Source organism: Mangrovibacterium sp., assembly GCF_059905295.1.
Map to the genome: position 1 here is coordinate 1 of NZ_JBZQJF010000223.1, position 13612 is coordinate 13612.

Below are 13612 nucleotides of genomic sequence, written 5' to 3' on the forward strand. Positions count from 1 at the left end.
CATTGAGAGCCCAATGAAAGGGATTTTTAGTGCTGCATACGTAATTGGGAAAGCAGGCTTAATCAGTGTTGACTATGAGTATATCGACTACTCATCAATGAGACTGCGCGATGCAGGAGACGGTTACGATTTTTCAACTGAGAACCAAGATATTAAAGATGCATTTAAATCGGTAGGCAACCTTCATGTTGGTGGCGAATATAGGTTGAATAATTTCTTTAGCTTACGTGGTGGTTATGAATATCTGCCAAGTCCTTACAAGAATGATGCTTTTGATACGAACCAACCAAACAGTAACGAAAATACGCAGACTTACGCAGTTGGCTTTGGCATCAAAAGTGGCGGTGTATTCTTCGACTTAGCTTATAAACATATTGTTAACACCAACTACCTCGAACTTTACCAGGTACCAACCGGGTTAACCGGGGTAACCGTAGGAACCTCACCATCAGCGAAAATGGATTATCAAACGGATAATGTAAGCTTTACCCTCGGGTTCAGATTCTAAAATATAAAAGCGCCTAACACGGCGCTTTTTTTATTCGTTATGCGAAACAACTACTTCAATCAGCATTTCATCGCTGTTCGATAAAAAAGTCTCCATTTAGTTTTTTTTAAGCCGCTTTTGCCGTAACTTGAATAACGAATTAGGGACACTATGATGAATCATTTTCGGCATATCGATTACGGGTCGTCTAAGGAAATATTCCAGAAAGCAGAACTCTCGGGACGACGACTGAGATTGGGAGATATTAATACCTCCAGATGGCTTCAGAAAGAAAACATCAAGCTTGATGACATTAAGTTGATCTCAAAAAACCTTCCGGATCTTCGCATCTTCATAATCGGTGAAGGTGAAACAGAAGGATTCTATATTTATTCTCAAAAAAAGGAAACTTGTCTTAAATTTGAAGCATCTATTTTAACCATGGAATAGTCTTCAATAAAACGACATGACTACATATGACCCGATTGGACTAGCAGTTCACAATTTTCACTTTAAGCAAGACAACAGCCCCGTTATCATTCACGCGGATGATTTCGCCCCGGATGAGGTCAATCCATCCTACTTTTTGCGCACTTTCGAAGAAATGCCTTCCCTGGAGCAATTGGCGTTGGAAAAAGCCCGAGGCTGTATATTGGACGTTGGTGCCTGTGCCGGATGCCACAGTTTGTATCTTCAACAACAAGGACTTGAAGTAACCGCCCTGGAACAATCAAGCTTCTGTTGTGAAGTCATGAAAAACCGCGGTGTAAAAAATGTCGAACACACGAATTTATTCCAGTTTGAAGGACAAACTTTCGATACAATTCTGTTGCTGATGAACGGAACCGGTATTGCCGGGAAACTGAACAAATTCCAAGCCTTTCTAAAACATCTGAAAAGCTTGCTGAAACCCGAAGGTCAGATCCTGATTGATTCGTCGGATTTAATTTATCTTTACACGGATGAAGACGGCTCAGCTTATGTCGACATTAACGCTTCAACCTATTATGGAGAAATGACCTACCAGGTTGAATATGCAGGTAAAAAAGGGGAACTACTCCCTTGGTTATACCTCGATCGGGAAAACCTGAAATTAGAAGTTGAAAAAGCCGGCTTAAAAATAGAATCGATCAACGAAGGTGAGCATTATGACTACCTTGCAACGATAAAACATGCATAAACTATGGATAAAAACCAATATCGCTCCTTAACTATCCCGGAAATTGAAATACTAACCAAACAAAACTGCCAGGCTGAGGATTGGAATCAAATTCTTGTAACGGAAGGTTTCGATCCCAAGCGTTTTATGAGTGTTCAATTCAGCGGAGCAATCACAATCGACCTGCAAAATGAAGATATTGAACTTTACGGCGGCGTAAAAAAACAATGCGGTATTTATAATGCCCACCTCCATAATTGCGAGATTGGTGCCAATGTTTACATCAACCACATCAAAAACTATATCGCTAATTATAGTATCGAGAATCATGTCATCATTGACAACACGGATATGTGTGCCGTTGAGGGCGACTGTACTTTTGGAAACGGAACCAAGGTAGAAGTGCTGGATGAAACCGGTGGGCGAACGGTTGTGATCTACGATGAACTATCGGCACACCTGGCCTATATCATGGCTTTTTACAAACACCGCCACGATGCTATTTGCAAAGTGGAAGCTATGATTCAGGAGTACTGTAAAAAAGTAAAATCGAACAAAGGAATTCTCGGCAAGCACACCAAAATTTTCAATTGCAAGGAACTTCGCAATGTCAGAACAGGTCCTTATACCCAGATAAATGGTGCCAGTAGTCTGAGAAATGGTTCAATCAATTCAACCCAGTCAGCCCCTGTGATCATCGGGCAGGATGCAAACCTGAGAAACTTCATTGTATCGTCGGGTACCGAAATTATTGACGGAGCCATCATAGCCAATTGCTTTGTTGGGCAAGGTTGCTCAATTGGCTCACAATACTCGGCTCAGCACTCCCTGTTTTTTGCCAACTGCCAGGGCTATCATGGCGAAGCCTGTGCTGTATTTGCAGGTCCCTACACGGTTACTCACCACAAATCGACTTTGCTGATTGCCGGCATGTTTTCATTTAGTAATGCAGGTAGTGGTTCCAACCAAAGTAATCACATGTACAAGCTGGGGCCAATTCACCATGGCATCGTGGAGAGAGGCTCGAAAACAACCAGTGATTCGTATTTACTGTGGCCAGCCAAAATCGGAGCATTTACCTTGGTTATGGGGCGACATTACAAAAACTCGGACACTTCGGACATGCCTTTCTCCTATCTCATTGAGAAAAATGACGAGAGTTGGTTGGTTCCGGGAGTAAATCTTCGAAGTGTAGGAACCATTCGCGATGTCATGAAATGGCCGAAACGCGACAAGCGCACCGACATACACCAGCTGGATTGTATCAATTTCAACTTACTCAGTCCGTTTACCATCCAAAAGATGGCTCATGCCATTGGCATCCTGCATCAGATTAGGCATATCTCGGGTGAAACCACCGAAGAATTCTCTTACAACAATACAAGAATAAGGCGCGATGCTCTGCAAAAGGGACTCATGCTGTACGATATGGCCATCATGAAATTCATTGGTAACTCCATTATTACCCGATTGAACAAAGCCAAAATAGAAGGTAAAGACGACATTGCTGAATGCCTGAAACCACAAAGCGAAATAGGCACGGGCGACTGGATTGATCTTTCCGGCCTGATTGCTCCCAAAAACGAAGTTGTAAAACTACTTGAGGGGATCGTAGATGGTAAAATCAGTGATTTGCAAACCATCGATGAATTTTTCAGAAACCTTCACCAAAACTATTACGAATATGAATGGAACTGGACCGTTCGATTCATTGAATCCTATCTGCAAAAGCCAATTTCTGAATTTTGCAGAGCTGAGCTAATTGAGCTCATCGAAAAATGGCGCGACAGCGTAGTTGAGCTCGATCACCTGTTATATGAAGACGCCAAAAAGGAATTCCGTTTAGACTCGATGACAGGTTTTGGAATTGATGGTGATATGGAAGTGAAACAAAAAGATTTTGAACAAGTCCGGGGCCGTTTCGAGGAAAATGACTTTGTAAAAGAAGTCCTTCACCACATCGAGCGAAAAACCAAACTGGGCGAACGCGTTATTGACCAACTAAAACGAGTAACCATACAAAATTAAAAGAGTGTCATGAGACTTATCATTCAAGACAATTACAAAGAGCTGTCGAAGTGGGCTGCAAACTATATTGCCCGAAAAATTCAGTTAGCAGAACCAACAGCTGCCCAACCATTCATTTTGGGTTTACCAACCGGTTCGTCGCCTCTGGGAGTATACAAAGAACTCATTGAACTATACAAAGGTGGTCTGGTTAGTTTTAAGCACGTAATCACCTTCAATATGGACGAATACGTAGGGATCCCCAAAGAGCATCCGCAAAGCTACCACACCTTCATGTGGGAGAACTTCTTCAGCCACATCGATATTCCGGAAGAAAATGTGAATATTCTAAACGGTAATCCTTCAAACCTGAAAGAAGAATGCGCCCGCTATGAGCAAAAGATGAAAGACCTTGGTGGTATTGATCTATTTCTTGGCGGTATTGGTCCCGACGGACATATTGCTTTTAACGAACCCGGCTCGTCATTAGCATCGCGTACCCGCGATAAAGAATTGAACTACGATACCATTGTTGCCAATTCACGTTTCTTCGAAAACGACGTAAACAAAGTACCCAGGCTGGCCTTAACCGTGGGCGTTGCAACCGTTATGGATGCCAAAGAAGTACTGATTATTGTAAACGGATTGAATAAAGCCCGCGCACTTAAACATGCTGTAGAGGAAGGCGTAAATCACATGTGGACCATCAGTGCCCTTCAACTTCACCCTAAAGGAATGATTGTATGTGACGAACATGCCACTTACGAATTAAAAGTGGGGACTTACAAACATTTTAAATCGATTGAGGAGGCGAACCTTGAAGCCGACAACTTACTAAACAGTAACCTGGTTTGGTAAGCAAGCAGAAATATTCACAATATAAAAAGGCAAAAGCCACAATCTTTTTCATTGTGGCTTTTGTTGCTTCCAGGCTTATTTTAACTGGAAAAAGTCGTTTCAATTGAATTTGCAAGAACATTCAGCAGCACGATAAATGCTGCAAGAAAGCGGTCTTAAAAAACAAGGAAACAAATTCTTAGACCCAAATACCTTTTTTAGGAGGGTTTCCGTATGATTCAAAATTATCACCGTTTTCACGCAAAACTTCTTTCAACTCTTCGGCTGTAAAGTCGAATCCATCTTCTTTAGCTAGCTCTGCAAATTTTTCTTCTGAAAAGGTGTTATCATACTTAACACGGAATTGGCGATCTTCAGCACCTTTGTCCAATAAATCTAAAACGGCTTTTTTTGACATCTTCTAAAGTTTTTAAAGTTAGTGATAGCCCAAATATAATCACAAATGGATTTTGACATTTCGATTGTCAATTAAAATTTAACCTACCAATAAGTAAATTTAACAATACTCATCGCATCTCTTAGAAGCCAAAGCCACGAAATACCAAAACAATTCGCAAAGGAGCCTCACCTGTCTTGTAATCTCATTAAATCTTCTCTCCTATTTATTATTCAATCTCACAAATTAACTATCAAATCTCACTCAAAAAGTAATATATCTTAATAATAGTAATTCCAAACTTATAAAAGTTGAAGGCAATCTTAAAGATTGATTATTTAAATTAAATGATCATCAGCATTGGGTTTAAGATTGGTAAGCATTTTGGTCAGATTTAATCCCCTAAAGCTAAGATATGAACATTAATTAGTAAGATTGACTCATATAAGTACAACTGTGTATCACCCTAAAAGGGATGACCTGTCACCAAGGCTATTTCCAGGCAATAGTTAGACGCAAAAGAAAAGCCACTATCTTTTCAGACAGTGGCTTTTGCCATATAATGAGTGGTTTTTTATTCAGCAGAAGCTTCTTCTTTTGCAGCAGAGAAGTCCATTGCAGCCAAACGTTTGTAACCAGCCAAACGCCATTTTGCATTTTCTTCAGCAGCAGCAAACAATTCAGCAGCTTGCTCTGGGAATGATTTCATCAATGAAGTGTAACGAACCTCACCCTTCAGGAAGTCTTGGAACTTGCTCCAATCAGGTTCTTTTGAATCCAGAGTGAATGGGTTTTTACCTTCAGCTTCCAACATTGGGTTGAAGCGATACATATGCCAGTAACCAGCGTCAACAGCTTTTTTCTCTTCTTCTTGTGATCTACCCATGCTTGCACGCAAACCGTGGTTGATACAAGGAGAATAAGCGATGATCAATGATGGTCCTGGGTAAGCTTCAGCTTCACGCAAAGCTTTCAGGTATTGACCTTGGTTAGCACCCATAGCAACTTGTGCTACATATACGTAACCGTAAGACATGGCCATCATTCCCAAATCTTTTTTGCGTACCTTCTTACCTGAAGCAGCGAATTTAGCAACAGCACCAACCGGAGTTGATTTAGATGCCTGACCACCAGTGTTTGAGTAAACCTCAGTATCCATTACCAATACGTTTACATCTTCACCTGAAGCCAATACGTGATCTAAACCACCGTAACCGATGTCGTATGCCCATCCGTCACCACCGAATACCCAAACTGATTTTTTAGCCAGGTATTTTTTCAGGCCTAAGATTGTTTTAGCATATTCCGCATCGTTTCCTTCCAATACAGCAAGTACTGCTTTAGAAACTTCATCAGTTTTTTCGCCGTCTTCTTTGGCTTCCATCCAAGCGTTGAATGCAGCAGCAACATCGTCGCTAACACCAGCAGCAATAGCTTCTTTCATTACAACTTCAATGCGATCGCGTTGAGCGCTTACACCTTCAGCCATACCGAAACCGTATTCTGCGTTGTCTTCGAACAATGAGTTAGCCCAAGCAGGACCGTGACCACTTTGGTTGTGTTTGCAGTAAGGAGTTGAAGGAGCTGAACCACCATAGATTGAAGAACAACCTGTAGCGTTGGCAACCATCATACGCTCACCGTACAATTGAGTGATCAATTTCACATATGGAGTTTCACCACAACCAGCACAAGCACCAGAGAACTCGAATAATGGTTGAGCAAACTGAGAGTTTTTAACTGATTTGTTTTTGTCAACAACAGTTTCTTTGTAAGTAACATTTTTCGCCATGTACTCCCAACGAGTAGATTCAGCTTCCTGAGTACCAAGAGGCTTCATCTCCAAAGCTTTTGTTTTGGCAGGACAAACGTCAGCACAGTTACCACAACCAGTACAGTCGTTTACTGAAACCTGGATGCGGAAGCTTAATCCGTCGAATTGTTTTGTTGGAGTAGCTACGCGAGTTTCAGTACCGGCAGGAGCAGCTTCAACTTCTTCTTTTGTCATCAGGAACGGACGAATAGCAGCGTGAGGACAAACGTAAGCACATTGGTTACATTGGATACAGTTGTCAGCTTGCCATTCAGGAACGTTAACAGCGATACCACGTTTTTCGAAAGCAGAAGTACCTTGCTCGAATGTACCGTCTTCGTAACCTACGAAAGTAGATACAGGAAGGTCGTTACCTTTTTGAGCGTTGATTACATCAACAAATTTGCTGATATATTCAGGACGGTCAGTGGCAGCAACTTCTTCTTCCAATTTGATATCTTTCCATTCAGCAGGAACAGCTACTTCAGTTACGTTAACACCACCAGCGTCAACAGCAGCGTAGTTCATGTTAACGATTTTCTCACCTTTTTTACCGTAAGATTTTACGATTGCTTTCTTCATTTCTTCAACAGCTTGTTCGTAAGGAATTACGCCGGTAATTTTGAAGAATGCAGATTGCATGATGGTGTTTGTACGGGTTCCCAAACCAAGTTCTTCACCCAGTTTAGTACCGTTGATGATATAGAATTTGATTTCGTTTTCAGCCAGATAACGTTTCATGTGATCTGGTAAACGTTTTTTAGTTTCTTCTTCGTCCCAGATCGAGTTCAACAAGAAAGAACCGCCTTTTTTCAGACCTTTCAATACATCGTAAAGGTGCAGGTAAGCAGGAACGTGGCAAGCAACGAAGTCAGGTGTTGTAACCAAATAAGTTGAACGGATTTGGCTATCGCCGAAACGCAAGTGAGAACATGTGAAACCACCTGATTTCTTAGAGTCGTACTCGAAATAACCTTGACAGTATTTGTCAGTAGATCCACCGATGATTTTGATTGAGTTTTTGTTCGCACCTACAGTACCGTCAGAACCTAAACCGTAGAATTTAGCTTCGTAGATATTTTCAGGAGAAATTTTGATTTCAGCTTTCAAAGGAAGTGATTTGAAAGTCACGTCGTCTTTGATACCTAAAGTGAAACCGTTTTTAGGCTCGCTCATTTCCAGGTTTTCGTAAACAGCCAGGATTTGAGAAGGAGTTGTATCTTTTGAACCTAAACCGTAACGACCACCAACAACTACAGGAGCATTTTCTTTTCCGTAGAACAAGTCTTTTACATCCAGGTACAATGGTTCGCCATTAGCTCCAGGTTCTTTACTGCGATCCAAAACAGCGATACGTTTCACTGATTTAGGAAGAGCATCCATGAAGTATTTAGCGCTGAACGGACGATACAGGTGAACTGACATCAAACCAACTTTTTGACCTTGAGTAGCCAGGTAATCGATCGTTTCTTTGATTGTTTCAGTTACAGACCCCATAGCGATAATGATGTTTTCAGCATCTTCAGCACCATAGTAGTTGAACGGGTGATATTCACGACCAGTCAATTTGCTGATTTCAGCCATATAACCTTCAACGATATCAGGAACTGCATCGTAGAATGGGTTACAAGCTTCGCGAGCCTGGAAGAAGATATCAGGGTTTTGTGCAGTACCACGAGTTACCGGAGTTTCAGGATTCAATGCGCGATCGCGGAAAGCCTGGATTAAGTCCATATCAACCAACGGACGAATGTCTTCAGTATCTAAGTACTCGATTTTTTGAATCTCGTGAGAAGTACGGAATCCGTCGAAGAAAGACAAGAAAGGTACGCGAGATTTCAACGTAGCCAAGTGAGAAACACCAGCCAAGTCCATTTCTTCCTGTACTGAACCGGCAGCCAACATAGCGAAACCAGTTTGACGAGCAGCGTACACATCAGAGTGATCACCGAAAATGTTCAAAGCGTGAGATGCTAATGCACGAGCACTTACGTGGAAAACTGTAGGCAATAATTCACCTGCAATCTTATACATGTTAGGGATCATTAACAACAACCCCTGAGAAGCAGTGTAAGTAGATGTTAATGCACCTGATTGTAATGCACCGTGAACAGCACCTGCAGCACCTGCTTCTGATTGCATTTCAGCCAAACGTACAGGACGTCCGAACAAGTTTTTCATTCCTTTTGCAGCCCATTCATCAACATACTCAGCCATTGTTGATGACGGAGTAATAGGATAAATACAGGCAACTTCACTGAACATGTAACTCATATACGCTGCTGCGTAGTTACCGTCACATGTAACAAACTTCTTTTGTTTTGCCATTTTTATTCAAGTTAGTTTTTACAATTTATTTATTTCAATTCTCAAATTATCTCAATACAAAAAGCCGAAAAGCCAAAGCGGAATAATATTATCTCTGCCCTCTTCAATCATATCGGCAGCCGCATAGCTGTCATCATCGACCGGTTCGGTATATTTTCCGCCCACAATAAATTCGTACTGGCCATCAATTTTAAAATCAGCTTTGTCCGAACTTTTCACCACATGATGAAAATTCAACTGATTGTAAAAGAAGGTTGTCCGTAAATTCCGGTTATTAATATTTTCCGGATCAACAGCATACAAAATATTGGTATTGTGGGCATAAACCAGATCAGGCTTTTTCAACTGGTCTTCATCACCATTTGAATATAATAAGTTGATTAACCGCGCATTTTTCAGGTAGCGCAGGTAATTCATAATGGTTGCGCGCGATGTTTCAACATCAACACTCAACTTACTTATATTAGGTGAAAATGGTACCTGGCTGCAAATAATCTGTAACAGTTTACGCAGCTTCGGTAAATATTTTAATTCAATTTGATTCAAATAAGTCACATCAATCTCTAAAGCCAGATTGACGTGTTTCAACAGCGACTCGCGATAAAACGATTTGCTGTTCAGAAAATAAGGATAATAGCCCGTTTCGAGATACTCGTTAAAATAGGCCAGCGGTTTTACATCGTTGGTAATCTCAGCAGCAATTTCGCGATGATTTGTCAGGATCTCTTCCAATTTATACGGTTTAAAATTGAAGTCTCCTTTGTAATTCAAATATTCGCGAAACGACAAGCCTACCAGGTGGTAAACTTTTACAATTCCTTTTAACTCATCGTGTCCTTCGATGACCCGTAAAACTGGTGAAGATGAAAAAATGATTTGGAGTTCAGGAAAATTATAGTAGCAATCACGCAACTCAACGTCCCATTCCGGATACTTATGAATTTGATCCAAAATAAGAACTTTACCGCCTTTTTTGTAGAATTCGTCGGCAAAATTGTAAATTTTCCGCTTCGTAAAGTAGAAGTTATTGAGATTGACATACAGACAAGACTTGTCGTCGTGGAACCGTTCCTTTACGATATCCAAAAGAAAAGTCGTCTTCCCAACACCACGGAAACCTTTAATACTGATTAAGCGTTCAGACCAATCAATCTCATCCATAAGTCCCCTACGCAGGAACTCCTTTGGAGTATCGCTTAATAATTGGTGTGTCTGAAGCAGGTTTTCCATCCTTTTTTGTTATTTATGCAAACAAAAGTAGACAGAAAAACAAATATTTTGCAATCCAGAGATAACAAAATCAAACAATCCCTGCTATTTATAATTAGTAAAAATAAGAAATAGCTGCAATGATTAAAAAGCAACAGAAGGCACGGCTACTAGTATTCAATCGATTGCACAGATTAAAAGTACCCTAATTTACACCCAAAACAGGTGTTGCATGAGTTCCCATTAAAATAACAGCCGGCATTGGAGGATCGTTATCAGCTAAAAAATTAGCCAAATCATCGAAACAGGTTGAGAAAATTTGCTGGTCGGGATGCCCCACTCTACTTGCAATTTGCAAAGGTGTATGTGCATGAACCCCATTATCTGTTAATGCTGCTGTCAACAACTGCAAATTCTTCAATCCCATGTAAACCATCACCGGCGCATTGGCTTTTAAGACAGAAGCGACGGTTTCAATGTCATCAAAACCACCGTTCCGCTTATGCCCTGTATAAAAAAGAGCCATACTATTTTCCCCCCGCAGCGTAACAGGAATATGAAATGCAGTTGCAGCTGCCAATCCAGAAGTAATTCCGGGGACCACCTCTACATTCAAATTCTCAGACAAACAAAACTCCAGCTCTTCGGCACCACGCCCAAAGATAAAGGGATCACCGGCTTTCAGGCGAACAACGTTTAGCCCCTGCAAAGCATACTGCTTCAGCTGAGCATGAATTTTATCCTGTCGCTCCGTTTGGTGCTGCCCATCCTGGTAGTGCTTGCCTGCATATATTTTCAGTGCACGTTCTGATGCCATCTGAAGGACCTCATCGCCATGCAGCGCGTCATACAAAATCACATCAGCCGTCTGGATACGGCGCAAAGCTTTTACGGTCAGCAAATCCGGATCTCCCGGACCAGCACCAACAATCGAAATCAAATGTTCTTTCAACATGATACTATTATATATATAGCAAAACCATTCTGGTCTGCTCTTAAAAACTAAACTTAAATGGAGGTCTTTAGGTAATCCAGTGGACTGGGATATTTAAATTTGTAATCGAGATAGCGTATCAATTTCCGGCTGTCAACAATTTTGAAAGGCTCATTGCTATTCCTAAAATCAGGTGCCGGAATTCCGGAAACCTCTGAAGCCTTCTGATAAAACTCCTTTCGGGTAGGATGTTCCGGACAACAAGCATTAAATGTTTCTCCCCAGGCATTCTGACGGATAATCTCTTTAATAATTTCAATACAATCATCCTGATGAATCAGGTTAACCGGCTTGTTACCGTCTACCGCAGTTTTTTTGCGCGTTAAAAAACGGGCTGGATTTCGATCTGCTCCGATCAATCCACCAAAACGGAGAATGGTTGTTTCAAAATGACGATTCAGTCGAAATTGATTCTCCGCATCAAGCAAAGCCTTTCCGGATCCTTTCTCCGGCAACAAAACATCAATCTCCCTGGCAAGGCCCCCCGATTCCGGATAAACCGATGTGGACGAAATAAAGAGAATCTTTTTCACCCCGGTATTTTCCAGGTAAGCAATTAAATGTTTGATTTGGGCCGAAAACACAGTCTCGATATCCGGTATCCGACGCGGCGGAATAGCTATGATTAATATATCTGTATTAAAGAAAGTGGAATCGTTTAGGAACAGTCCATCAGAACTTACAATAACCTGAAATGGCCAAATCGCCGCTTGTTGCAACAACTCCATCTTCTCGACCGAGGTTACCGATCCTTTAACCTGGTAACCACTGCTTATTAATTTCCGGGCTAAAGGTAAGCCCAACCAGCCGACTCCTAATATTGAAACTGTTCGCATCATTTGAACTTATAACAAAACTATTGCCAACTGGTTGTGCCTGCTCGCTTAAAGCTTCTCTATTTTCTTTTACACCGTATAAAATCGCCTTCTACTCCCAATCGGTAGCCATACCTCTAAATTCGGGTTCACTCAATTTTTGTTGAAGCCGGTGAATGGAGAATTGCACAAACGAAAGTTCTTCCTGTTCACTGGAAACATTCACCTCGTTTGGAAAAACCTTCCATGCCATCATGGCCGTTTTATCGCCAACAGCCATGATTTGTCCGTTTGGAGAAGGAAAATTTCCTGAAGCTTTATAAGTCTCAATGGATTTCGGATTGAAAAACAAGTAAGCATCAAAACTTTGATTTAACCATTTTTCAATAGGGGTATTTTTATACACTTCCATTTCGAGTGGCTGAATTCCGGCACTGAATAACTGTTGGTACAGGTCGTTCAGCGGTTTATCCCCGCGAAGGTAAACGACTTGCTTCCCACTATTCTGTTTTACCAAGAGCTCACTCAAGGAGAAGATGTTCGGATCAGAGGAGCGAAAAACATGCGTCCATGCTTCCTTCAAAATATTTTCCTGTTTTAAACTCAGGCAGTACACCTCGTGACTTGCTTCCACGCCAAAATACTTTTGAAAACGAACCAACCAGTGAGCTGCAGAACCACTCGTTACTACAATACTAAGCGGTTTATCTTTGACCAAATCGAGCAATTCTGACTTTGGTTTACGAAACTGGATGCGAAACATCGGTTGTTCAATAAACTTAACTGGTTGACTTTTCAACCATTGGCGCGTTTTTTCCGACAAACTTCTTCCGATAAATACTGAAGGTAATTCCATAACATCAATGTTTAAATTCTTTTCCATGAACTATTTCTCTCACATATCCTTTCCGAACCACAAAATCGCCCAAGCCTTCGCCTTCGTTACGCTCTTTGGCATAATCAGCAATTATCAGTCTTAGTTCCTTTAAAATCTCTTCTTCGGAAAGCGTTTCTTTATAGAGTGCATTTAAGCGGGTACCATTTCTATTTCCTCCCAGGTATAAGTTATAGCGTCCGGGAGCTTTACCAATAAAACCGATTTCAGCCAGGTAAGGCCGACCACAACCGTTTGGGCAACCGGTCATCCGGATGACAATTTCTTCTTTTAGCAAGCCATACTCATCCAGTATTTCTTCAATTTTACTCATCAAATCAGGCAGGTAACGTTCGGCCTCAGCAAATGCCAGGCTACAAGTATTCAGCGCAACACAGGCAATCGAATTTTGCCGTAACCCGGAAAGTTGAAGAGGCCAAACTCCATATTTGCGCAGGATTGTTGACACCTTTTCTTTTTCGTCCGTATTTGCAATAATCAGGTTCTGATTTCCAGTCAGGATAAACTGTGCATCAACTGCTTCGGCAACCTCACGAAGCGCTGTTTTCAATTTCAACGAATCGGTATCTTTTACACGACCACCTTCAATGAACAGATTCAAACTCCATTTGCCATTTTTTCCTTTCACCCAACCGAAGCGATCACCGTTACGCGAAAAATGATATTCACGG

At 41.3% G+C, this 13612-nt stretch carries 11 protein-coding genes and 1 pseudogene; 5 read left to right on the forward strand and 7 right to left on the reverse strand.

Annotated elements, in window-relative coordinates; genetic code table 11:
• The 5 genes and pseudogenes from AC37HE_RS11550 to nagB form a co-directional block, all read left to right on the forward strand.
• Positions 1 to 508, forward strand: a pseudogene (locus tag AC37HE_RS11550) (hypothetical protein); the annotation flags it as partial.
• Positions 509 to 658: 150 nt separating this feature from the next.
• Complete coding sequence (locus tag AC37HE_RS11555) at positions 659 to 937, forward strand: hypothetical protein (RefSeq protein WP_500783000.1); 279 nt, start codon at positions 659 to 661, stop codon at positions 935 to 937.
• Between the two features lie 16 nt (positions 938 to 953).
• A complete protein-coding gene (locus AC37HE_RS11560) occupies positions 954 to 1667 on the forward strand; it encodes a class I SAM-dependent methyltransferase (RefSeq protein ID WP_500783001.1) in 714 nt (237 codons plus the stop codon).
• Positions 1668 to 1670: 3 nt separating this feature from the next.
• A complete protein-coding gene (locus AC37HE_RS11565) occupies positions 1671 to 3674 on the forward strand; it encodes a DUF4954 family protein (protein WP_500783002.1) in 2004 nt (667 codons plus the stop codon).
• A 9-nt stretch (positions 3675 to 3683) separates the two neighbouring features.
• Complete coding sequence (nagB, locus tag AC37HE_RS11570) at positions 3684 to 4511, forward strand: glucosamine-6-phosphate deaminase (protein WP_500783003.1); 828 nt, start codon at positions 3684 to 3686, stop codon at positions 4509 to 4511.
• 178 nt (positions 4512 to 4689) lie between these two features.
• On the opposite strand, the gene AC37HE_RS11575 is transcribed toward nagB, so the two are convergent.
• From AC37HE_RS11575 to AC37HE_RS11605, 7 genes are all read right to left on the reverse strand, one after another.
• Positions 4690 to 4908, reverse strand: a complete 219-nt coding sequence (locus tag AC37HE_RS11575; RefSeq protein WP_500783004.1) for a Nif11-like leader peptide family natural product precursor — start codon at positions 4906 to 4908, stop codon at positions 4690 to 4692.
• Between the two features lie 553 nt (positions 4909 to 5461).
• Complete coding sequence (gene nifJ / locus AC37HE_RS11580; protein WP_500783005.1) at positions 5462 to 9028, reverse strand: pyruvate:ferredoxin (flavodoxin) oxidoreductase; 3567 nt, start codon at positions 9026 to 9028, stop codon at positions 5462 to 5464.
• Between the two features lie 51 nt (positions 9029 to 9079).
• Positions 9080 to 10258, reverse strand: coding sequence for an AAA family ATPase (locus tag AC37HE_RS11585; RefSeq protein ID WP_500783006.1), 1179 nt, complete (start codon positions 10256 to 10258; stop codon positions 9080 to 9082).
• 184 nt (positions 10259 to 10442) lie between these two features.
• Positions 10443 to 11192 carry a uroporphyrinogen-III C-methyltransferase gene (cobA, locus tag AC37HE_RS11590; protein WP_500783007.1) on the reverse strand — a complete coding sequence of 250 codons (750 nt, stop codon included), beginning with the start codon at positions 11190 to 11192 and terminating at the stop codon, positions 10443 to 10445.
• A gap of 53 nt (positions 11193 to 11245) precedes the next feature.
• Complete coding sequence (locus AC37HE_RS11595) at positions 11246 to 12070, reverse strand: SDR family oxidoreductase (protein ID WP_500783008.1); 825 nt, start codon at positions 12068 to 12070, stop codon at positions 11246 to 11248.
• An 88-nt stretch (positions 12071 to 12158) separates the two neighbouring features.
• The gene (locus AC37HE_RS11600) at positions 12159 to 12902 is read right to left on the reverse strand and encodes a uroporphyrinogen-III synthase (RefSeq protein ID WP_500783009.1); all 744 of its coding nucleotides are present in this window, start codon (positions 12900 to 12902) and stop codon (positions 12159 to 12161) included.
• A gap of 4 nt (positions 12903 to 12906) precedes the next feature.
• On the reverse strand, positions 12907 to 13612 hold a 706-nt coding region (locus AC37HE_RS11605; RefSeq protein WP_500783010.1), incomplete at its 5' end, for a ferredoxin-like domain-containing protein.

What these genes read in the sequence shown, in the direction of transcription:
- nifJ (WP_500783005.1), bottom strand. Translation starts at nt 9,028, where the DNA reads ATGGCAAAACAAAAGAAGTTTGTTACATGTGACGGTAACTACGCAGCA.
- AC37HE_RS11575 (WP_500783004.1), bottom strand. Translation starts at nt 4,908, where the DNA reads ATGTCAAAAAAAGCCGTTTTAGATTTATTGGACAAAGGTGCTGAAGAT.
- cobA (WP_500783007.1), bottom strand. Translation starts at nt 11,192, where the DNA reads ATGTTGAAAGAACATTTGATTTCGATTGTTGGTGCTGGTCCGGGAGAT.
- AC37HE_RS11560 (WP_500783001.1), top strand. Translation starts at nt 954, where the DNA reads ATGACTACATATGACCCGATTGGACTAGCAGTTCACAATTTTCACTTT.
- nagB (WP_500783003.1), top strand. Translation starts at nt 3,684, where the DNA reads ATGAGACTTATCATTCAAGACAATTACAAAGAGCTGTCGAAGTGGGCT.
- AC37HE_RS11595 (WP_500783008.1), bottom strand. Translation starts at nt 12,070, where the DNA reads ATGATGCGAACAGTTTCAATATTAGGAGTCGGCTGGTTGGGCTTACCT.
- AC37HE_RS11600 (WP_500783009.1), bottom strand. Translation starts at nt 12,902, where the DNA reads ATGGAATTACCTTCAGTATTTATCGGAAGAAGTTTGTCGGAAAAAACG.
- AC37HE_RS11565 (WP_500783002.1), top strand. Translation starts at nt 1,671, where the DNA reads ATGGATAAAAACCAATATCGCTCCTTAACTATCCCGGAAATTGAAATA.
- AC37HE_RS11585 (WP_500783006.1), bottom strand. Translation starts at nt 10,258, where the DNA reads ATGGAAAACCTGCTTCAGACACACCAATTATTAAGCGATACTCCAAAG.
- AC37HE_RS11555 (WP_500783000.1), top strand. Translation starts at nt 659, where the DNA reads ATGATGAATCATTTTCGGCATATCGATTACGGGTCGTCTAAGGAAATA.